The organism is Prevotella heparinolytica (assembly GCF_004342845.1).
GTDB lineage: Bacteria > Bacteroidota > Bacteroidia > Bacteroidales > Bacteroidaceae > Bacteroides > Bacteroides heparinolyticus.
This window is the reverse complement of the sequence record NZ_SLXB01000002.1, coordinates 38270-58016: the sequence shown is the minus strand read 5'-3', so window position 1 is coordinate 58016 and position 19747 is coordinate 38270. Positions and strand designations below refer to the sequence as shown.

The window sequence follows — 19747 nt, the reverse complement described above, 5'->3', positions numbered from 1 at the left end:
ATTAAAAATATTTCGTAATAGAAGCATGTGCAAAATTATCCATTTCATTAATCATCCTTACGGCGGAGTCTACAATGGGATATGCACATATTGCTCCCGTACCTTCTCCCAAACGCAAGTCCAGATTCAGTAACGGTTTGGCGTGCAAAGAATCGAGTACAAGCCTGTGTCCTGTTTCGTTTCCGCAATGCCCGAAGATGGCATAGTCTTTCACTTCCGGATGGAGCATGGAAGCGGCAAGGAGGCAATTGGTCATGATGAATCCGTCCACCAATATAATCATTTTCAATTCTGCCGCTTGCAGCATGGCACCTACGGCCATCACCATTTCCAAACCGCCGAAGTGACGCATGATGTCGCGTACGGAGCCGTTTCCTTTATAATTATCCATTGATTGCTTTAATACTTCGTATTTGTGACGGATGCCCATATGGTCGAGACCGCTGCCAGCTCCTACACATTGCTCTAACGGAATGTCGGCAAAGTAACTCATCCATAAAGAAGACGAAGAGGTATTTCCTATACCCATTTCACCGAAACTGAGGATGTTGCTGCTTTCGTTGTGACATAGGCGCACCACTTCGGCGCCTCGTTCCATACATTGTTCCATTTCTTCTTCGGTCATAGCGGCTTCGTGTAGATAATTTCGCGAACTTTTGCGTACTTTCATATTGATAATGCCCTTTTCATACGGCAGGTCGTAGTCCACGCCGGCATCTACTATTTTCAATACGAATCCATGTTGCCGGCAAAGAAAGTTTACACCTGCCCCTCCGTGTAGGAAGTTGCTGATTTGTTGCCAAGTGATTTCTTTGGGCGACAAGCTCACTCCTTCTTCTACAATGCCATGATCGGCCGCAAAGATAATGTTCTGTGGATGCCTCAGGGTAGGGGATAAGGTTTGCTGTATAAGACCGATTTGCAGTGCCAATTCCTCCAACATGCCCAGAGAACCTTTGGGTTTGGTAAGGTTGTTGATTTTGTCTGTCAATGCGGCACGGATAGATTCGTCCGGATGAGTGATATGGAATGTTTTCATTAGTATTTTCTTGTTTAAAACCCTAGTAAGGTTTGTTTATTCATTATTTGATTACTTTTTGCAGTTGGTTATCTCGTCATTTTTTTACTTGCATCGGAATGCCTGCCACCATCAATATCACCTCATCGGCGCGGGAGGCAATATATTGATTCATCCATCCCTGCATATCCGTGAACTTCTGTTGTAGTTTGTTCTCGGAAACCCCACCCATACCAATCTCATTGGTTACGAAAATGAAAGTAGCCTCTTGCTCGGTGAAACGGTTGAACTCCTCTTTAGCTGCGGCAAGCGCCTGCTCGGTATCGGAATTCATATCAAAAAAGAAGTTGGTGCACCATAGAGTGACGCAGTCTATCAAAACCACCTTTTCAGCCAATCGGTGGCGACTGAGTTCTTTCTCTTCTTCAATATTGATCCATTCCGCTCCCCGCCGTTTCTGATGCTGTTCCACTCTTTCCCTAAAATCATCATCCCAAATGCGTGCTGTGGCAATATACACAGGGGTGGGCGAAAGGCTGAGTGCCAATTTCTCGGCATACGTGCTTTTACCGGAACGGGACCCTCCGGTGATTAGTATGATTCGCTTCATAATGCTGCATCTGCTTGATTTATGGAGCAAATATATATGATTTTTATGGCAAAGGCAAGGATGTCTCATGATATTATGGAATTAACCTTTTAAAGATAGGAGTAGGTTTTATAGAGAATACTCTCGTTTTTTATCTTGTATGATATTAGTTCCTGTTTTTCAATTACAAACATAGGAACTTAAGGGGAAGATAATTTAGAAACACGAAATATTTAAGAAAATGCTTGTTTCTTTCGGGAAGATTTTATTACCTTTGCAGCCACTTAAGTAGATATAAAGAATGCGGCAGTAGCTCAGTTGGTAGAGCATCAGCTTCCCAAGCTGAGGGTCACGAGTTCGAGTCTCGCTTGCCGCTCTGTCTGAGAATGTGAGGTTGTGCCAACGTTTTGACACAACCTTTTTCATAATAAAAAAAGTCCCATAATACCCCTTCATTATTCAGCAGTTAATCAGATATGCTGACCCCATCGTACCCACTCTACAAATTGGCCGACAAAATAGATTGGGAGAAATTCGATACGGCTTTCAGCCCTTTGTCTTGTCAGAACGATGGTCGCCCGAGTAAGCCGATTCGTTTGATGTTCTCTGCAATAACACGGGAGAACTCATAACTTTCTGTCTCACACCGGCCAACGTGGATGACAGGGACAAACGGGTGTGGCCTGTTTTTACAAAAGTCCTGTACGGAAAGGTTTTTGTCGACAGGGGCTATATCAAACAGGAACTTTTTGAGGAACTCTTTCAACGGGGGATACATCTTCTACACGGATTGAAAGCAAAGATGAAGAACAAACCAATGCCGATATATGACAAGGTCATGCTGTGCAAGAGAAGGAGAGGTTCTTATCCCGAACCGGCGTATAAGTTCATCCATGTCCCTCATCCCCTCCACACTTCATCGTCCGCAACTCCGCACTTTGTCACCCGTAAGCCCGCACTTCGGCTTCCGTAGCCCCGCACTTCACCGTCTGCAATCTCACACCTCGCACCCGTTGCGCCCTCACGTTATGGCTCATGCGGTGTGGCGTTTCTCCACCTCCTCCACCTTAAGAGGAGGAATTATATGGAGGAGGTATTTTCTATTCTCTTCTTCTCTATTCTCTTCTTCTCTCGCGCGCGCGAGGGGAGATAGGTGTGGTAACTCGCTAAGGAACTGCTTGTTATCTCGCTTTTTGCCTCTTTTCGGGCTGCTTGCCGACTGCGAGTCAGCTCGCAGTCGGCAAGCAGTCGGCTACAAGTTTGTCCGGAGTCGCCGCGCAAGCTTCGGACACTTCCGTAGTAGTGGCAGGGGAAGCTGCCGCCTGAAAATCCCCGTCTTCTTCTACAAGCGAGCTTGCTTTTTCGGCAAGCGGCCCTGTTTCTTCGGGCATCGGTTGTGTCTCTTCGGCAACCTTCATCCTATCCGTCATCACCTCCTCTTCTTCCGCTTCTCTCTTGGTAGTATTTTTCTTTGACACTTCCGCTTTCTGCTATTTGAATCTTATAAAAAACAATACCCAACTTTACATATAGGGTGTAAAATTGGGTATTGTTTTATAAATTATTGATTTTCAATATTTATTGCGGTGCGTACGGTTTTTGAACCATTCAATCTGATCCGCTATTATTCAGTGATTTGTTTTTTCAAAGATCACTACGGGATACAAGATGGGATAAATTGACTTGTTTTTTACCTATTGGCAGCGTTTGCCGCAATTGGCGTTCATCTGTCCGCATAAAATTCAGGTTCAAAAATACTACATTTTTTAGAAACTACAAATATTCTTAATATAAAATCATTTGACCTTAGTGCAAGGTGCAAGTCTATCTATATATAGATGCTTGCACCTTGCACTAAAATGTTTCCCTATGTATTATCCTGATTTTAGTTGACTGCTGTTATTACAATCCCTGTTTAAAGTTGACTCAGTTAAGTCTTATTCTTGGCTAAGTGTATCTTTTCTAACAGCTATGTCGTTGTACGAAATGCTTTCTACCAACTTCCAAGCTGATTTTTCGGGGTCTTCTGAGAATAAAGCAATTCCCTTATCAAAGACTTCAGGCGTGTAAATGATTATCATTTCGTCAATCAAGCCATTGTCACGTAATAAGGAAATGAGGTCGGCGCCTCCGGCAAGCCAAATGTCCTTCCCTCTCGCTCTTTTGAGGTCAGCAATCGTCTCCGAAACCTTTTCCGTGATGAATTTTACTTCATACTTTGCTAAGACCGGATGAGGAGAAACGACATATACCTCTTTGCCTTTGTATGGCCATAGAATATCCATACAAACAAGATTACTGTACATATTACCGTCTAAAAGAACGGTATCCACCGAGTTTAAGAAATCTTGATGTTCTTCCTTCGATGGCATCGGGTGATTGACAAGCCAACTCAAGTCTCCGTCGGGAGGTGCGATATATCCATCCGCAGAAACAGCAATGTACAATTTAATCTTTTTCATGTCTCAATTTATTGCCATTTTTCCTGTCAAAGAACATTCGCTAACCTCCAAAAAAAGAAGCGTGGAACTCACGCTGCTCCACCACGAGGTACTGGCATACCCAAAGAAGAAGACAGGCAAGCCCACGCCATACTTGTGTATAGCATGAACATTGCGCATCGGTCTCTTCTTTTAGTTGAAAAGTGCCAGTTTTCGTGATGAGACGTTCAGCGAACGTTATGTTATATATCATGAATTGCAGGAAAATATTTCCGCAATACATACTTCTATATTTCTCCTACAAAGATACTGTATTTGTAAGCAAAAACCATGAAAAATCGTTTTTTCAATTCTTCATTTCGTTTATACCATGCTATAAAGTCTATTCTTAGAAACGAAGAAGACTACTGTTTATTCAAAATCCGATAGTCCTGATATCCTATATCCTTTTTTCTCTGCTTCCCTCGAATATAACCTCTTCCTCTCTAAGACAAAGCATCCGGAAAGCGGTAGGACGTGTCGGATTCAGTTGCGAAAGTATTTTCGTGTTCTTAACGCCGTCGCAAGTTCAAGCCTTACGGTTTGAACGAAAAATCTTCCTCTTTCCCTCATGCTTCGGGCGAGCGTATTTATTCGTCAAAAACTGGACGACGGCTGAACACTACTTTCTCATTGCACCTGAAACTCGACACTCCTTACCGGCTCCGATACGGCATAAAAAAAAAGTCAGAGGTTATGAGAAGCATCGAAAAAAACAGGAAACATCGAACGACAGCCTACCTTCCAATTAGCATAAAATCAGCAGGGAAAATCACTCTTGTAGTTTTGGGGTACTTCGTTTGGGGTACAGGCTTTCTCTGGGTGTTGGCGGACTGGTATCTACTGATACATATTCTTCGGGGTATTATCTCCTTGTTGGTGGGGTTGCTCACCGTTATTCTCGTTCTTCTCGCCCTACTGACATTTCTATAACTTTATAAAATTCAAAATTATGAACAAAGTATTTTTATTAGGTGCAAACAAGCAGATTGACAGAGCCGAGCAGGTAGTGGAAGTAAATCAGATTATCCAAATGGAGGGATACAGTTGCGACAAATATGTTGTTTACGAAGTATCCAAAAACGATTGGGGTATTACCTACAAGTTGATTAACCTCCGAACGAAAGAGTTTAATACAGCAAACATCATCAGACCCTTGAAAGAGAAATTCGGCATCGGCTTTTATTACGACAGCGAAAATCCGCAGTTTATGGACAGCTTCGAAGTGGCGATGCTCCTTCAGGAAGCACAGCAAAAGAAACAGGCAGAAGATGAAGAAGCCCAACGGGAACGAATACGAGCCGAGAAAGTCGAACAAGTCGGGAGAGAACGTTTAATACGGATTTTCCCCGAAGATGCACAGGCGGTTATCGTAGCACGTCAGATGCAGGATGAGAGTGATCCATATACGGATTATCACGCAAGTCGCATCATTCGAACCGTTATTTTAGGCTTTTCCAAACATAAAAGAGACCTGTTCTCCGAAATGAGGAAATACGCATCCCACTTTGAAGGGACTGCCTATTTGAGCGAAAAGAACGAAAAATACGAGCATCGGGAAAAATATTCGATGGGAGCAGGATACTATCTGGGTAGAAGCAAATACAGCGGTTGGATAATCGAGAAAATACCCGTGTACAGTCGGGAGCAGACAATTAAGGATTTAGCTTACACGGCAGGGAAAGAAGAAAACATACGGCTTGGCAATGCCATAGCGACACATCCCGACAAACAGTCTGAGCAAACAGATGGGAATTACACGCTTGTAGAGTATTCCGAAAAAGCCGTAGCCGTTTTCGGGGAAACACGGGCAATCAAAGAGGAGCTTAAAGCAATGGGCGGACGCTTCAACAGCCGATTGACACATAACGGCAAGAAGTCGGCAGGGTGGATATTCCCGAAGTCGCAGGAAGAACGATTAATCCATTATTTCGGATTGAATTAAATAACAAGGGGCAGGGCTTGCTCTGCCCTACCAAACGCAACAGATATGAAAGCAGAAATAGAAAGCATCGTATGTAATTGGGCGGATGAGATACCTCACATCCTTATAAGAGTTATCAACGCCGTAGCCCTATCCGCCAATGAGGAGGAATTGAGAACCTCTATAAGGCAGATAGCCGAAGAAACAAAACTTGACGAATTCTTCGCCTATGGTTACGGCGCACATCACTTTTGGCTTACACATCGCAGACCGTCCAATGGTGAGCCGATGCCAAACAGATTATTAAAGGTTGAATTTTAAGGATATGAAGAAGCAAATTTACAGAATACGGACACAATATATCTTTGAAGGTGTGTTTGAAGTGCTTGCCGAGAGCAGAGAGGAAGCACGGCAAAAAGTCCTGCAAGATTGCGGACTCGTAATGGGAAGGAACATCTACAGCACCTTGCCCGATGAAGAGGTAAATTGGGCATTCGACATCCATCCTGAAAAGCGGATAGGTGAGATAGTGCAGTTGAAGTAAAGAAGAACAGCGGGCGGCATTTTTGTCGCCCGCTACTTTTTGTCGGTGAGCCTGAAGCGGTACAAAAAGTAGCAAAAAGACCGATTGAAAAAGAAAATTAACGGTGATTTGCCGGTTACTGACGAATCGACAAACCCTAAGAAATAGGGATTCCGGACTGTGAAAATAGCCACTATTGGCGATTGCAAACGATATTCTACTTGTATATTTTTGTAAACTCAAATAATAAGAAAAAGGTATGGATAAAAAACTCAGATTGACAGGGTATGTGGGAGTGGCAGGTAGCCTACTGATGTATACCGGCGACATGTTGCTGTATTTTACGACACAACCCATTCCCGATCGGGAAAAAGATCTGCTGCTTTCTATGGGCACAGTGCCCTTGGAGCGTCTCATTGCCGGAGGGATAATAGGCCCGTTGGCGGCGGTTCTGTACATCATCGGATTCTACCATTTGTTTCTCAGGGTTAAGAAAGCGCGACGAAAAACAGCCTGCTGGATGCTTGCTTCCCTATCCGTAAGTATAATTGTCGGAGGTGCTTATCATGCCTTCTTCCCGGCTTTCGGCATCGTATCGTCGCAGGGACATCCCGAAATCATCGACCATTTTCTCTCCTATGCCGGCTGGTTGGGCGGTTTTTCTTTTTTCTTAATGGGAATCGGATGGTTGCTCTTTTCTGTATTGGTGCTGCAAAAGCAGACTTCTTTTCCTCGTTGGATAGTTTTCGCAACACCGTTGATCACCATCTGGTTCAATTTCCTTTGGAAAACGCTGCCGCAACCGTTTCTTCTGTTGATAGCGGGCGGATGGAACAATCTGGTGTATACCCTGATTTTTGCCGTATCGCTGATCACATTAAAAAACAATATCATCCCCGATGACTATGAGTGATTTTTCATTTTTCACAACGTTGCAAGCCGGATGGCTGAACGCATGGATACCTTCGTTCGGCATGGTGCTGATACAGTTTATATATATGGCAATCTTCCGTGAGGGAGGAAAGCGTGCGGTGGACACCTCGTGGTACACGGCCAAAGACAAGGCGAACGCCTCTGTCAGTACAATCCTGCAAATTGCCATATTGGTGCTTTCCGTTTTCGTCCCGTTCAAGTTCGGTACGGCATGGTTTCTTGCGGGAATGGCGGTTTACGTGCTTTCGCTGGTGCTCTTTGTCCGGGCTTTTCACAACTATGTGGCAACTCCTGCCGGAAAGACCATCAAAGGAGGAGTCTATCGTTGGTCGCGCAATCCGATGTACTTTTTCTTTTTTACGGGAATGTTCGGCGTTTGTATCGCTTCCGCCTCGTTGTGGATGCTACTCGTCATGATACCCTTCATCATTGCCACGCATTTCCTCATATTGGGAGAAGAACGCTATTGTGAGGAGACCTACGGAGAGGAATACCGGGAATACAAGGCCAAGACTCCTCGTTATTTCTTGTTCTTTTAGCTGCTGAATAGAAGATGAGACTGTTCAAGAAGTTCATAAGCAATTGCCGCAGACCTGAAAACAATTTCTGGGGAAAAATGATGCTTGCGGGGATGAACTACGGCCATAATAAAATGGCTCTCTGGTGCATCGACGAATGTATCCGACCGTCCGGTGAGGAGGATATTCTCGACATCGGTTGCGGCGGCGGGCAAAACATCGCCAACTTTCTGACAAGGACGAAAGGAAAAGTATGCGGAGCGGACTACTCGGCGCAGAGCGTGGCAAAATCCGTTGCCAGGAACAGGAAAGCTGTCCGAGACGGCCGGGCGGAAATCATGAAGGCCTTGGTCTCATCCCTTCCTTATGAATCTGCGACTTTCGATCTTGCAACAGCTTTTGAAACCATCTATTTCTGGCCGGACATCGTCGAAGATTTCAAAGAAGTAAGGCGTGTGCTCAAGCCGGGCGGCAGGTTTGCCGTCTGCAACGAAATGGCTTCCGAGGCAGGAAACGAGCGATGGATTTCACTCTTGGATATGAAAATTTATACCCCGGACGAAATCGTTGAGAACATGACGAAAGCAGGGTTTACACAGACCTCCGTATTTACGCAGGGCAATCGTATCTGTGTTATCGGGCATAAATGAATACTTGACCTACTCCGATTGCCTCCAAATCATTATCGAAATGAATCTGATAAAAGAATTTAGCACTGCTCTCTGCAGCGAAAAAAGAAGTGAACGAATCCCCGAAGAGCTCGATTTCTTCGGTTCTTTGGTGGGAGAATGGGAGATCGAATGGACAGACCGTTTGTACGACGCAACACCCAGACGGGTAAAAGGCGAATGGATATTCTCTTGGGTTTTGGACGGGACTGCCATTCAGGACTTGTTCATCGTCCCGTCGCGTTCCGAGAGGTTGATAAACAAACAGCCGGATGCCGAATACGGAACCACACTCCGCATTTTCAACCCGAAGACTTCGGCATGGGATATTTTCTACGGTTGTACGGGCGAAGCCATCCGGTTGACAGCCCGTAAAACGGGGGATGACATCGTATTGACCGAAAACACGACCGGCAGAATGAGATATGTTTTTTCCGATATGACTGCCACCGCTTTTCATTGGCGCAAAGAGCAACAAAATGAAAACGGAACATGGCAGATGGTCGCCCGGGTCGTTGCGACGAAAAGAAGAGAATAGATAAAGAAACATTACAATTCATTGGGTAAAAACGTACCGAACCCGTATCTTTGGACGCTATAAGTTCATTGATACGGTAAACTTGTAATTAGTTATGAGCTACATAGACAAAACATTGCTGACGGGTGAAACTGTTACATACAAAGCCCAAGTGCATTGGTGGTTTTTTGTTTATCCGATGAAATTCCTGTTGTTCGGACTTCTGTTGATATCCTTTTCATCACTCTACATCAAGATTCCGGGTTATGTGCTGATCGCTATAGCCCTATGGGGGATTATCAACAACTACCTTGGCCGGCGCTATGCCGAATACGTCGTAACCAACAAACGGGTGATTTTCAAATTAGGCTTGATTCGTCGCAGCGTTGTCGAATTGCAACTGAACAAAGCCGAGGCCATCGCTTTCGGAGAATCGTTCTGGGGACGAATTTTCAACTTCGGAACGGTGGTCGTAACTACCGGAGGCGCTACCAATACCTATCGTTACATCGCCGATCCTCTGAGCTTTCGCAGAGCCATCAGCGAAGAGGTAGATAAGCGTTTCGGCAGAGGCAACGAATAAATGATCTTTTTCCCTGCCGAAAAATATTTTCGAAACAATTTGTTGTTTATAGAGAAAAAACATATCTTTGCGCTGTGTAGAACCTGCCAAGCCTCTCATTGCGATGCTCAAATGGGCAGGTCGTTTTATTTTTACAGTCCTATGATAAAGAAACCTTATGCCAAGCCTCCTTTATCGGTTCATGAGCAAATCAAACGGTTAAAAAGTCGTGGATTACTCTTAAAGGATGAAGCAAAAGCCGAAAAATATTTACGTTCTATCGGTTATTTCAGGTTGAGTGCTTATTTCTACCCTTTATTAAAAGAGCCTAAAACGGATCATAGATACAAAAATGGAACATCATTCACCGATGCGCTTAATATGTATCGATTTGACCGCAAACTCCGTTTATTGATCTTTTCTCAAATTGAAAAAATCGAAATAGCCGTCCGCGCATCTATTGTTCGTAATGGAGTAGAAGGACTCGGAAGTGTGTCATGGTTTCTAGAGGAACGCTTTTTTAGTGATAAAAAACGTTTTGAAAAGAGCAAAGAGCTTATTCTGAAAGAATGGGATTCATCAAAAGAAGATTTCATCGAACATTTCAAAGAGAGTTATACCGATGATAACCGGCCGGTATGGATGCTCGTTGAAGTTTTACCGTTAGGAGTTCTATCAAACCTTTATATGAATATTGGGAAGAAATCTCTGAAAAAAACGATTGCTAAAGATTTCGGATTGCCTCCCGACGTTTTTTCTTCATGGTTGCAAAGCCTCTCCGGAATTCGCAATATTTGTTGTCATCATAACCGCTTATGGAATCGGTTACTTCCCAACAAACCCAAAATACTGGGACGTCCCGTTTATCCATGGATTGATACGGCTGGCGTCGACACCGGCCGTACATATTATAAATTAGCCATGATCAGGTATATTTTGATTTCGATAAATCCGAATAACCGTTTTACTTCGAACTTGAAAGCACTGTGTGATGAATATCCAACCGTAGATTTGGCGGCTATGGGATTTCCTTCCGGTTGGGCATCAAATGAATTGTGGTCGATCTGAAAAACGGAAAACGGAAAGCGCCTATCCTCTCGGACGGGCGCCTTCGATTGATTAAGAACAAAAAAGGAATTATTGGAGCGGTCAGGTGCGGTAACCGGCTTCTCGCTCTTTATCCTCGTCCGATTCTTTGTGATTGAATTTCAGAACGATTGTTTGCGATTGTCCATGATTGTCCTCGAAGACGATTTCGAGCGACTGCCGCTCTTTGCTTCGTGAGGTATAGTAGAGGCGGAAGTCTCCTTTACCCACCGGATAACGGTCATTGGGTTTGAGAGCAACCCCACGTCCGATCCGCAAAACGCCTTTCCCCTCCGTTTGAAAAAACCGCATTGTATAGCGCGTTCCGGAAAAATTGCCTTCCGAAACGAGGGTACAGCGCACTTCCACGGTTTCACCCTGTTTGATTTGTTTGGGAACCGGCATCGTTTCGACGGTGAACGGGTACGCCTGCTGAATATCCAACTCGTAATTACAAGCAGACAGGCAAAACACGGCGAGGGCAAGCAGCCCCGTCACCCAAATTGCGTTTAATATATTTCGTTTCATTGTATCCTCCTTTCTCTTTTTAGTGTATCATCCATTTCAGTTTTGCTCCGAATTGCGCATGAAACCGTCCGGTAGATGTGCCCCACAGCATCCGTTCGCGGGCAGTCAGAAGCAGCACGATACGGTCGGACAAATACGTCTCCATTTCAAGGGTGAGTGCCCCGCCATAGACAAAGCCGTCTTTGTTCCGAAGAGTAGCCCCGTCGAAAAGCGTCTTTTCACCCCAATTGCTTGTTTCGTATCCGGCAAGAGCGGATGCTCCGAGCGAAAACAGCAGCGTCTTACCGGGCGTAGAAAGAAAATTCAGGTAGTAACCGCCTTCTCCTGTGAACTGGCTGACGGGGATTCGATTCGCTCTGTACGGATAATACTTGTTCAGGTACTCTGCGCCAAAGACCCACTGATGGCCACCTTTAGAATATGTGGACATCGACAGTCCGAAAGAATATCCCAACTTATTCCTGCTATCCGGACGATGCATACCGTCTACCATTCCTCCCGTTATCCGTATGCCCTGCATACCGAGCAGGCAGCGCTGGGCGTAAGCCTGATTCGTGGAAAACAACGTCCACAGAACTGAGAACATAAATACCAACTGTTTCATAGACTTACTTCACTTTTAGTTCACTGATTACACGGGCTCTCACAAGATCGGCATTCTCTACGGTAAACGACTGATGGCGTCCACCGTCTTTTTCGTGCAACTCGACCACAAGATGCTTATCGTCGGGAATAGTAAACTTCGGCAGTGTAAAAACGGTTCGCTCCGTTTTCTTTCCTCCGGCACACATCAGATGGTTATACGCCCTGAGCGGGGTAATGACCTGTTCCTGAATAGCGGTGCGCTTGGCAACCTTTTTGTCGATGATTTTGAACGTGATGTAATCTACATCGAATGGCACATGGGAGGCATTTTTCAGTTGCGTATGGAAATAGAGCAATCCGTTGTGCGTGTAAATTCCTTTCAATGTAAATTGGATACCAAAGCGTTTACTCCCGATATGTTTTATCTCACGCCTGTTGTTCTTGTAAATGGATTGCATAATCAACCTGACGAGCAAGGGCGATTCGCTACCCAACTCCTTCAGGTAAATATCCATCGCATTGTTCGGGCGGTTCACCGCTTCGCCATCACGGATAAAGTCGGCCATCTCGATGCTTAACTTGACCGGTTCGTCGGCATACTTCACGTTGAACGTGTAATAGGCTCCGTCTTCGGTAATCACCGCCAGATTACTCTCACGGGAAAAATCCCGAAGCGCGGCCTTCACCCGCAGTACGTTTTCCGCCCCGTCGGCTTTGGCGGCCAACAAATCGGCGGAACCCAAATCTACGTAGCGAATCGCTGCCGGGAAGATGATATGCACGGTTTTGGAGAACGTAACCTCCAGCGCATACGGCGGTATCATCCGGTTAAAGGTGAGCGGGCGTGTCAGCCCTTCAAAATAATCTCCTTTGGAAGGAGAAGAAAGCGTGTCGGCTTGCTGTGCTTGCGCCGTCATGATGCACCCGATAAGAGCGCATACCCAAAGAATTGATTTCATACGAATTGGATTGATTTTTAATGATTGTTTATTGAGTATTTGTTGGATTTTTAGTGGCGAACGTGTGTCCCTGTGTTACGTCTTGGGGAGTAGCAAAACCCGGTATCCCGCTTTCAGGGTAACTTTGACCTCCCGCATCTTCTTGCCGATGTATTGCGAAATGCCCTGCATGGCGTTTCGTCCCAAATCGGCAGCCAGTTGCGAACCCACATTTCCCCCGATGGTAATGTTGCTCCCCGTAGAGGCTCCCATGTTGGCGGCAATCTCTTTGGCCGCATTGATTTCGGTCGAGTTGGGAACAAAAATGCCTTGCACTCCATCGATGTCGTACACCTCCAGTTCGACCGGGATTACATTATCGACATACCGGATGGACGTAACGGTGATATGCAGGCGTTCGCCTCCGAGTTTGGCGCTCCCGACAAGGATCGTATTGGCCGGTATCAGGAACTGTCCGGCTCTCATCGGCTCCAGCAAACGCAGTTGTAACTCTTTGCCGTTGGACAGGGTTACGGTGCGATAGACCGAAGCGCGGATGCTGTTTTTATCCGTTATCGCTTCGTTGCCGGCAGCCGTAATAAATCCCATGTTGCGGGGTTTGCCGTACTGTTCCATAAAATCATAGGTTTCCATCGGGGCAGATAAAAGAGAGACCACATTCCGTTGCACCTGCGATACCGGTTTGGGGATAATTTTCTCTCTTAAATTGCCTGCACTTCCTGCAACTTCGGCAGGCTGTGCCGCCTGTGCATCGGAAGTTACCGACTGAGCAGGCGTAGCGGACATATATTTTGCCGCAATCGCATACGATTTCTCTATCAAGTCAAGTTGTTGATCGGTGGAAGATTTTTCTTCCAATTGCCTTTCTAACTCCTGAACACGATACTCCAAGGCGAGCTGTGTCTGCTCGTCCGTTTCTTCTGCGGGTTGGTCGTACCAGCTGCTTAATTGACGGTTGATGTCCTGATAAGCGTGTGCCGAAGAGCGGAGGCCTTCGCCATTACGGGGATTGCGACCCTCCGTATAGCCGGATGCGTTGTTCGCTTCCGTTACACGGGCATCCGCCACATAATCGCCGTGTTCATCTTCCGTAAGGAGCGAAAAGTATTGCAGCGTACGCATCTTTTCCTGCTGCTTGCTTTGCATGGCTTCCCGTTCGTAAGCTTCCCGCTTATCCCCGACAATGGCTTCATCTTTCGGGATAGGCAGTTCGGGATTGAACCCGTCGGACTGCGTGTTCTCTTTGTTGCCGGAAGGAGCAAAAATGAGCCACATCGCTCCGGCAAAAATCAGGAAAAAGAGCGGGTAAACCAACATCTTTTTCCGCTTCTGAATCTCTTGCGGAGTAAGCTCCTTTCCGGGCTTATCCGCCTTCATCTTTTGCTTCTCGACAACTTCCGCTTTCGGGTCGTTGCCTTCATGTTCTTTATTCATCGTGGAATGAGTTTAATTGTTTTTATACTGTCTGTTTGCGATTCCGGTTTCAGATACCTGATGCGCTCTATCGATATATTCCGCTTGCCTTTTCCCATCTCATAAAGAGAAGAAACGGTCATGTAGAACGCCAGCGTACCGAAGAGGACAAGCAGAAGAAGTACCGTCCTTATCCGGCTTTGGGGAGACATCTGTTCCAATCGAGAGCGCACATACCGTTCCATCCGTTTTTTCAGGATTTCGATGCTGTTTCTTATCATGGCTTACCGGTCTATGGTTCGTATATCCCTGTTCGCGATGATTTCGAAACGTTCCATCATGAACCCGTGCGGGTTATTGTCGCTACGGACGGAGTTATGCAGGTCGCAACGGGTAACGAGGCTTCGCTCCGTTACGTTGCTTGCCCGGATAATCTTCTGTGTGGCATAGACCGTTGTCCTGTAGGGATAAGTGTCGAAGTTGCATGCAACCGAATCGACCCGGATCATCTGATGGATATTGCCGGCCACAATCCGGTTGTAATACCCTTTCTCCTGCATATCCTGATAGTAGCGGAAAGCGCTCTTGTCGACCAGAAAGAGAGCCCGGTTGATGTTCGATTCGATGGCGTTTCTGTCGGGTGAAAGGGTGAAGAACAGTTCGTGAAAACGTTTGACATGCTCACGGGCTTCTACCGGACGGTTCTGTGCCAAATCCTGCGAAAGCGCCAACATAAGTGACTTGCCTTCATCCAATACATAGATTTTCTGCCGCTGGGCTTCGGCAAAAGAGTAGGAACTCCAAACCGAATACCCGGTAATTCCGGCACATAAAAGGACAAACACAAAGACCATCATCCGTATTTGTCTGAAACTTGTTTCGATATTCTTTAAACTTCTGAACTCCATAGTTTTTGTTTTTGATTTTACTTACCGAGCAACCGGCCTCCTACATTTCCGAGTGTGGCTCCCGCGACTCCGCTTGCCACCCCTCCGGCCTTGCCTGCCGTTTTGTTTACCGCGCTGCCGTATGCTCCGGCCCCTCCGGAATGGATAATCCAACCGGCAACTGTCGGGATCGTAAAGTAGCCGACGATTCCGATAATCAGAAAAACGATGTAAATGCCGTTCGATCCGTCGGGAACGTAATTGGGGTCTTGCAGCAGGGCAATATCCTGTTGCAGCATCAAGGCCTGAATCTTCGACAGGACTGCCGAAAAAAGGTCGGCCACGGGTAACCAGAGATAGACCCCGATGTAGCGTGCCAACCACTGGGTGAGTGTCGCCTGAAATCCGTCGTAAACGGAAAAAGCAAAGGCAATCGGCCCCAATATGGACAGTACGATGAGAAAAAAGGTGCGTATCGTGTCGATACTCAAGGCTGCGGCATGGAAAAGCAGTTCGAAAAAGTCTCTGACAACCTCCCGAAACCACGTCTTGATGTCGTACCAAAGCCTTTCTCCCCACATGCCGATGATTTCGGGAGTATCCATGATACCCAAGTCTTTCATCTTCTGGTCATAGGCTTCGTCATCGACCAGCCACGCTTTACCTTTCCGCAACCGGGCTTCGTAATGGAGCTGGTCTTTCTGTTGTTGCAATGCCTGCACATCGGTTATCTGGCTCTCCATGACGGTATGCGATCCTTTGACGATGGGACTCATGACGGCATGAATGCTTCCCAAAACAAGTGTCGGGAAAAACAGGATACACAGACCGATCGCGAACGGACGCAGCAAAGGAAACACGTCGATGGGTTCGGCACGCGCGAGTGCCTGCCAAACTCTGTAGGCCACATAGAACAAAGCTCCGAGACCGGCTAAGCCTTTGGCTACGCCGATCATGTCGGAGCAAAGCGGCAACATCTCCTGATAGAGATTGGCAAGAAGCTGATGCAGATTATCAAAGTTCATGTCTTCTTCTCTTTTTTGAGTTACCAGTAACGCTCGGAAGGACTGCCATATAACGCCAATACCCGTTTCATATCGTTTTTCTCTTTGGCCCGGATGTATGATACCGAGATACTTTTCCGGGTATAGTACTTCGTCAGGTTGCGGTACTCCAACATCTTGTTGTATATCTGATCGATGGCATCCATCCGCTCCTTGTCGGACAGCGATAGCCCATTGCCCTTGGTTACGATGTTTTTCAAGTCCGAAACCAAAGCGCCTCCTTCTGCCAACAGTTTGGCATATCCGGTAGAGATCGCCGTCAATTCATCGGGAGAAAAATTCGGGTCGCTTACCATCTTGTTGAATCCGTTCACGTAGATATCCGTAATTTCGCTCACCATTTCGATGGTCAGCTTCACCTTGCGGGCATCTTTAATCAGGTTGTGTACGGACTTCAGCGCGTCGTAATACTCTTTTCCCTGTTTGTAGATTTTAATGCTTTCATTCAGGTTTTTAATCATATTCGCTGCCGTAGAAGTTCCCTGCACGGCGCTGATGATGTTTTGTACCAAATTGGTCGGGTCGGTTACCACCCACTGTGCTTTGGCCTGATAGGAACACACGGAAAGAGCCGCTACCAGACACGATAAAATAATTCGTTTCATGTTCTTTGATTTTTAATAATTGATAATGAATAGTTTCTAATAAAGGGAAGTTTACAGGTTTTCCCTGCCTTGCCGTTCTCTTTCGGCCATCTGTTTAATCGCCAACTCCATATTACCGTCCAACTGTTCGGTCAGACGCAACAATTCCAGTTTTTCAGACTCTTCGGTCGTGTACGTGTAATACTCTTCCAAACTAACCTCAGTGGCATAAACCGCCGATTGTACACCGCCCAGCCCAAACCACACTTCCTTGTATTTACGGCTGGGCACATTCGACATATTGATGGAAAGAATCTGCGACTTCTCCTTATCCGTCAGGCCGAGTAAAGCCTGAATGCTGTCGAACTTGTTCATGTATTTGCGCTGGTCAAGCAGGATTTTACAGTCACTGTTGTTAATGATACTCTCCTTGACAATGGGCGAAGCGATGATGTCATCAACCTCCTGCGTCACTACGATAGCTTCACCGAAAAACTTGCGGACGGTCTTAAACAGGTACTTGATGTACTCAGCCATCCCTTCTTTGGCAATCGCTTTCCACGCCTCCTCGATAAGGATCATCTTGCGAATCCCCTGTAAACGGCGCATCTTGTTGATGAATACTTCCATGATGATAATGGTAACCACCGGAAAGAGGATTTTATGATCTTTGATCGCATCGATTTCAAAGACGATGAAGCGTTTGGATAACAAATCGAGTTGCCGGTCGGAATTTAGCAGGAAGTCATATTCCCCACCTCTGTAGTACGGTTCCAGCACGTTGAGAAAATTGGCGATGTCGAAATCCTTTTCCCGTACTTTCTTCGTCTCCAAGACTCCGCTGTATTCATCCCGGACAAATTCATAGAAGGTGTTGAAAGACGATGTCATACGGCTATCCTCTTTCAGCTTGTCGATATACAGGCTGACGGCATTGGAAAGGGCAACTTCTTCCGCCCGTGTCGGCGCTTCGTTATCCCGCTTCCATAAAGTCAGAATCAACGTTTTGATACTTTCCCGCTTTTCGATGTCGAAAACATGGTCATCCGTATAAAAGGGATTAAAGGCAATCGGATTTTCTTCCGTATAGGTAAAATAGATTCCGTCCCGGCCGTCTGTCTTACGGTGAATCAGGTTGCACAATCCCTGATAGGAATTTCCCGTATCCACAAGGACAATGTGTGTTCCCTGCTCGTAATACTGGCGGCACATATGGTTCGTAAAAAACGATTTGCCGCTTCCGCTTGGCCCAAGAATAAACTTATTCCGGTTCGTAATGACTCCCTTTTTCATGGGTAGGTCGGAGATGTCCACATGGAGCGGTTTCCCGCTGATGCGGTCTGCCATTTTGATACCGAATGGACTGGGTGAACTGCGGTAGTTCGTCTCCTCGGTAAAGAAGCAGAGAGCCGGTTCGATAAAAGTGTAGAACGATTCTTCGGCAGGGAAGTCGCCACTGTTGCCCGGCATACCTGCCCAATAGAGTGTGGCGACATCTACCGTATTATGGCGGGGTTTGCATTCCATCAAGGCAAGCTGGCTGCCCACATCGTTGCGGATATGCTTCAGCTCGTCCGGATCGTCGCTCCACGCCATCACGTTGAAATGTGCCCGTATCGAAGTCAACCCGAAAGAGTGTGCTTCGTTCAGGTACTTATCGATCCACTCCTTGTTTATCTGGTTGCCTCTGGAATAACGCGAGAGCGACTGCATATTCCGTGCATTCTTCTCAAACCTTCGCAAGTTCTCTGCGCTGTCTTCGATAAACAGGTACTGATTGTAAAGATGGTCGCAGGAGAGCAACAAGCCGACAGGAGAGGCAAACGAAAGCCTGCAATCGCTCCGGTCGGTCGACAGTTTTTCGTAGCGCATGTCCGTTCCGATACGTCCCGGCAGATCATCCGTATCCGAAAGAGTGTGTAGGCAAACATGCTTACTGCCTATCCGCAGACTATCCGTGCCCAGCTCCATATCTTCCAGACAAGCGCTACCATTGAGCGACAGAGAAAAATATTTTTCAATCAATCCCGGCTGCTCATTTGTTCCGGTAATCTCATCCGAGGTGATCCGGATAAGACGGATAAATCCGCTATCGTTCATAATCCGCTCAAACTGCCCGACCGCTTCCAAAAACTTTATACCGGTTTCCTTATTGACCTCTTTGGGAACGATATTCCCACAGCAAAGCGAAGAAAAGCTACTCTGCATTCGCATCCGCTCTTTCGTCGTTTTTGTCAGGAACAGGAAACAGGAGTAATTCAGAAACGGACGCTCATTGAAATGTTTTTCAAAACTTCGGGAGAGAAAACTCATATCCTCTTGAGCTGTATCAGACTGGTAAGTTTCCCGCACAAACCAGTCTTGTTTGTGTACGACAGAATAATCCGGCAGAACTTTGACCGCCTTTGTCCAAGAGGCGTGAATGGCTTCGTACTCCGCACGAGTGACGGTAAAAAGTTCCGGCAGTTCGACCTGAAAAGCGACGGTAATATCCGCATCTTTGGAAATAATACAATCGTGTTCTACGGCCAGTAACGGGAATTTGCTTTCAATCGTAGAGGCTTTCAAGGTATTACGCATGGACAACCTCCTTTCTCTTACTCCGGAACAGGCGGTGGGGCGCTTTGCGGTTGATCAGGAAACGGGGATGTTGCCGTTTGGCCAACCGTTTCATCAATCCGTATTCTCCATACCGTTCGTTCAGCTTAAAGGTCATCCCGACCAGAACAGATGCCGAGCCGATTCCGAAACCGATGCAGACCCACTGGTTGATCCCCGCCATATACATGACGACAAAGAGCACAAAGAGGGCAAGCAGTCCGCCCGCAAAAATGAACAGGTATTGGGCTTTGAGGCCTTGAAATTCTACACTCTTGCCTATTCCTTTGTTAATCGTATATTCCATCATT

At 46.3% G+C, this 19747-nt stretch carries 23 protein-coding genes, 1 tRNA gene and 1 pseudogene; 11 read left to right on the top strand and 14 right to left on the bottom strand.

The annotated features are described in order from the left end of the window. Position 1: 1 nt before the first annotated feature. Entirely contained in the window at positions 2-1039 is a 1038-nt protein-coding gene (cobT, locus tag EV202_RS01705; RefSeq protein ID WP_131925006.1) for a nicotinate-nucleotide--dimethylbenzimidazole phosphoribosyltransferase, read from the bottom strand. Positions 1040-1115: 76 nt separating this feature from the next. Continuing rightward, the gene (cobU, locus tag EV202_RS01700; RefSeq protein ID WP_125239310.1) at positions 1116-1628 is read right to left on the bottom strand and encodes a bifunctional adenosylcobinamide kinase/adenosylcobinamide-phosphate guanylyltransferase; all 513 of its coding nucleotides are present in this window, start codon (positions 1626-1628) and stop codon (positions 1116-1118) included. Positions 1629-1910: 282 nt separating this feature from the next. Between cobU and EV202_RS01695 the strand changes: the two genes are divergently transcribed. Continuing rightward, positions 1911-1983, top strand: a tRNA-Gly gene (locus EV202_RS01695). Between the two features lie 225 nt (positions 1984-2208). Continuing rightward, a pseudogene (locus tag EV202_RS01685) lies at positions 2209-2460 on the top strand (transposase); the annotation flags it as partial. A 373-nt stretch (positions 2461-2833) separates the two neighbouring features. Here the strand turns inward: EV202_RS01685 and EV202_RS01680 are convergent. Both EV202_RS01680 and EV202_RS01675 read right to left on the bottom strand, forming a co-directional pair. After that, positions 2834-3085, bottom strand: a complete 252-nt coding sequence (locus EV202_RS01680; protein WP_131925003.1) for a hypothetical protein — start codon at positions 3083-3085, stop codon at positions 2834-2836. Between the two features lie 459 nt (positions 3086-3544). Continuing rightward, positions 3545-4069 (bottom strand): dihydrofolate reductase family protein, encoded by a 525-nt coding sequence (locus EV202_RS01675; protein WP_099811042.1) that lies wholly within the window; start codon positions 4067-4069, stop codon positions 3545-3547. A gap of 970 nt (positions 4070-5039) precedes the next feature. Between EV202_RS01675 and EV202_RS01670 the strand changes: the two genes are divergently transcribed. The 9 genes from EV202_RS01670 (at position 5040) to EV202_RS01630 (ending at position 10800) form a co-directional block, all read left to right on the top strand. Further along, entirely contained in the window at positions 5040-6032 is a 993-nt protein-coding gene (locus EV202_RS01670; protein WP_021680169.1) for a hypothetical protein, read from the top strand. A 45-nt stretch (positions 6033-6077) separates the two neighbouring features. Beyond that, positions 6078-6332: a hypothetical protein gene (locus tag EV202_RS01665; RefSeq protein WP_021680168.1), complete on the top strand. Its 255-nt coding sequence runs from the start codon at positions 6078-6080 to the stop codon at positions 6330-6332. 4 nt (positions 6333-6336) lie between these two features. Then, entirely contained in the window at positions 6337-6555 is a 219-nt protein-coding gene (locus EV202_RS01660; RefSeq protein WP_021680167.1) for a hypothetical protein, read from the top strand. Positions 6556-6793: 238 nt separating this feature from the next. After that, on the top strand, positions 6794-7447 hold the full coding sequence (locus EV202_RS01655) for a DUF6796 family protein (RefSeq protein WP_131925000.1): 654 nt from the start codon (positions 6794-6796) through the stop codon (positions 7445-7447). Continuing rightward, the gene (locus EV202_RS01650) at positions 7434-8006 is read left to right on the top strand and encodes a methyltransferase family protein (protein ID WP_043894633.1); all 573 of its coding nucleotides are present in this window, start codon (positions 7434-7436) and stop codon (positions 8004-8006) included. The genes EV202_RS01655 and EV202_RS01650 overlap by 14 nt, the downstream gene beginning before the upstream one ends. Positions 8007-8020: 14 nt before the next feature. Continuing rightward, on the top strand, positions 8021-8635 hold the full coding sequence (locus EV202_RS01645) for a class I SAM-dependent methyltransferase (protein WP_077083314.1): 615 nt from the start codon (positions 8021-8023) through the stop codon (positions 8633-8635). Positions 8636-8675: 40 nt separating this feature from the next. Continuing rightward, positions 8676-9191, top strand: coding sequence for a hypothetical protein (locus EV202_RS01640; RefSeq protein ID WP_077084227.1), 516 nt, complete (start codon positions 8676-8678; stop codon positions 9189-9191). A gap of 94 nt (positions 9192-9285) precedes the next feature. Beyond that, entirely contained in the window at positions 9286-9753 is a 468-nt protein-coding gene (locus EV202_RS01635) for a PH domain-containing protein (protein ID WP_131924997.1), read from the top strand. Between the two features lie 141 nt (positions 9754-9894). After that, positions 9895-10800 (top strand): Abi family protein, encoded by a 906-nt coding sequence (locus EV202_RS01630; protein WP_131924994.1) that lies wholly within the window; start codon positions 9895-9897, stop codon positions 10798-10800. An 81-nt stretch (positions 10801-10881) separates the two neighbouring features. Here the strand turns inward: EV202_RS01630 and EV202_RS01625 are convergent, their stop codons facing one another. The 10 genes from EV202_RS01625 to EV202_RS01580 all read right to left on the bottom strand — a co-directional run bounded on the left by EV202_RS01625 (position 10882) and on the right by EV202_RS01580 (position 19743). Continuing rightward, positions 10882-11346: a DUF3872 domain-containing protein gene (locus EV202_RS01625; RefSeq protein ID WP_099811051.1), complete on the bottom strand. Its 465-nt coding sequence runs from the start codon at positions 11344-11346 to the stop codon at positions 10882-10884. A 19-nt stretch (positions 11347-11365) separates the two neighbouring features. Continuing rightward, entirely contained in the window at positions 11366-11950 is a 585-nt protein-coding gene (locus EV202_RS01620) for a conjugal transfer protein TraO (protein ID WP_131924991.1), read from the bottom strand. A gap of 4 nt (positions 11951-11954) precedes the next feature. Then, positions 11955-12890 (bottom strand): conjugative transposon protein TraN, encoded by a 936-nt coding sequence (traN, locus tag EV202_RS01615; protein WP_131924988.1) that lies wholly within the window; start codon positions 12888-12890, stop codon positions 11955-11957. 75 nt (positions 12891-12965) lie between these two features. Further along, on the bottom strand, positions 12966-14324 hold the full coding sequence (gene traM, locus EV202_RS01610; RefSeq protein WP_131924985.1) for a conjugative transposon protein TraM: 1359 nt from the start codon (positions 14322-14324) through the stop codon (positions 12966-12968). Next, a complete protein-coding gene (locus EV202_RS01605) occupies positions 14321-14584 on the bottom strand; it encodes a TraL conjugative transposon family protein (RefSeq protein ID WP_099811056.1) in 264 nt (87 codons plus the stop codon). Before EV202_RS01605 ends, traM begins: the two co-directional genes overlap by 4 nt. 3 nt (positions 14585-14587) lie before the next feature. Beyond that, positions 14588-15211: a conjugative transposon protein TraK gene (gene traK / locus EV202_RS01600; protein ID WP_131924982.1), complete on the bottom strand. Its 624-nt coding sequence runs from the start codon at positions 15209-15211 to the stop codon at positions 14588-14590. A gap of 17 nt (positions 15212-15228) precedes the next feature. Further along, the gene (gene traJ / locus EV202_RS01595; protein WP_131924979.1) at positions 15229-16215 is read right to left on the bottom strand and encodes a conjugative transposon protein TraJ; all 987 of its coding nucleotides are present in this window, start codon (positions 16213-16215) and stop codon (positions 15229-15231) included. Between the two features lie 20 nt (positions 16216-16235). Then, on the bottom strand, positions 16236-16859 hold the full coding sequence (locus EV202_RS01590; protein WP_021680154.1) for a DUF4141 domain-containing protein: 624 nt from the start codon (positions 16857-16859) through the stop codon (positions 16236-16238). Positions 16860-16910: 51 nt separating this feature from the next. Continuing rightward, a complete protein-coding gene (locus EV202_RS01585) occupies positions 16911-19418 on the bottom strand; it encodes a TraG family conjugative transposon ATPase (protein WP_131924977.1) in 2508 nt (835 codons plus the stop codon). Further along, complete coding sequence (locus tag EV202_RS01580; RefSeq protein WP_036874222.1) at positions 19411-19743, bottom strand: DUF4133 domain-containing protein; 333 nt, start codon at positions 19741-19743, stop codon at positions 19411-19413. Before EV202_RS01580 ends, EV202_RS01585 begins: the two co-directional genes overlap by 8 nt. Between the last annotated feature and the right edge of the window lie 4 nt (positions 19744-19747).

Coding starts and splice junctions, on each gene's coding strand:
- EV202_RS01645 (WP_077083314.1), top strand. CDS start 8,021: ATGAGACTGTTCAAGAAGTTCATAAGCAATTGCCGCAGACCTGAAAAC.
- EV202_RS01635 (WP_131924997.1), top strand. CDS start 9,286: ATGAGCTACATAGACAAAACATTGCTGACGGGTGAAACTGTTACATAC.
- EV202_RS01605 (WP_099811056.1), bottom strand. CDS start 14,584: ATGATAAGAAACAGCATCGAAATCCTGAAAAAACGGATGGAACGGTAT.
- EV202_RS01630 (WP_131924994.1), top strand. CDS start 9,895: ATGATAAAGAAACCTTATGCCAAGCCTCCTTTATCGGTTCATGAGCAA.
- EV202_RS01625 (WP_099811051.1), bottom strand. CDS start 11,346: ATGAAACGAAATATATTAAACGCAATTTGGGTGACGGGGCTGCTTGCC.
- EV202_RS01675 (WP_099811042.1), bottom strand. CDS start 4,069: ATGAAAAAGATTAAATTGTACATTGCTGTTTCTGCGGATGGATATATC.
- EV202_RS01640 (WP_077084227.1), top strand. CDS start 8,676: ATGAATCTGATAAAAGAATTTAGCACTGCTCTCTGCAGCGAAAAAAGA.
- EV202_RS01585 (WP_131924977.1), bottom strand. CDS start 19,418: ATGCGTAATACCTTGAAAGCCTCTACGATTGAAAGCAAATTCCCGTTA.
- EV202_RS01660 (WP_021680167.1), top strand. CDS start 6,337: ATGAAGAAGCAAATTTACAGAATACGGACACAATATATCTTTGAAGGT.
- EV202_RS01655 (WP_131925000.1), top strand. CDS start 6,794: ATGGATAAAAAACTCAGATTGACAGGGTATGTGGGAGTGGCAGGTAGC.
- EV202_RS01650 (WP_043894633.1), top strand. CDS start 7,434: ATGACTATGAGTGATTTTTCATTTTTCACAACGTTGCAAGCCGGATGG.
- EV202_RS01590 (WP_021680154.1), bottom strand. CDS start 16,859: ATGAAACGAATTATTTTATCGTGTCTGGTAGCGGCTCTTTCCGTGTGT.
- traJ (WP_131924979.1), bottom strand. CDS start 16,215: ATGAACTTTGATAATCTGCATCAGCTTCTTGCCAATCTCTATCAGGAG.
- EV202_RS01580 (WP_036874222.1), bottom strand. CDS start 19,743: ATGGAATATACGATTAACAAAGGAATAGGCAAGAGTGTAGAATTTCAA.
- traM (WP_131924985.1), bottom strand. CDS start 14,324: ATGAATAAAGAACATGAAGGCAACGACCCGAAAGCGGAAGTTGTCGAG.
- EV202_RS01670 (WP_021680169.1), top strand. CDS start 5,040: ATGAACAAAGTATTTTTATTAGGTGCAAACAAGCAGATTGACAGAGCC.
- traK (WP_131924982.1), bottom strand. CDS start 15,211: ATGGAGTTCAGAAGTTTAAAGAATATCGAAACAAGTTTCAGACAAATA.
- cobU (WP_125239310.1), bottom strand. CDS start 1,628: ATGAAGCGAATCATACTAATCACCGGAGGGTCCCGTTCCGGTAAAAGC.
- EV202_RS01620 (WP_131924991.1), bottom strand. CDS start 11,950: ATGAAACAGTTGGTATTTATGTTCTCAGTTCTGTGGACGTTGTTTTCC.
- cobT (WP_131925006.1), bottom strand. CDS start 1,039: ATGAAAACATTCCATATCACTCATCCGGACGAATCTATCCGTGCCGCA.
- EV202_RS01665 (WP_021680168.1), top strand. CDS start 6,078: ATGAAAGCAGAAATAGAAAGCATCGTATGTAATTGGGCGGATGAGATA.
- traN (WP_131924988.1), bottom strand. CDS start 12,890: ATGAAATCAATTCTTTGGGTATGCGCTCTTATCGGGTGCATCATGACG.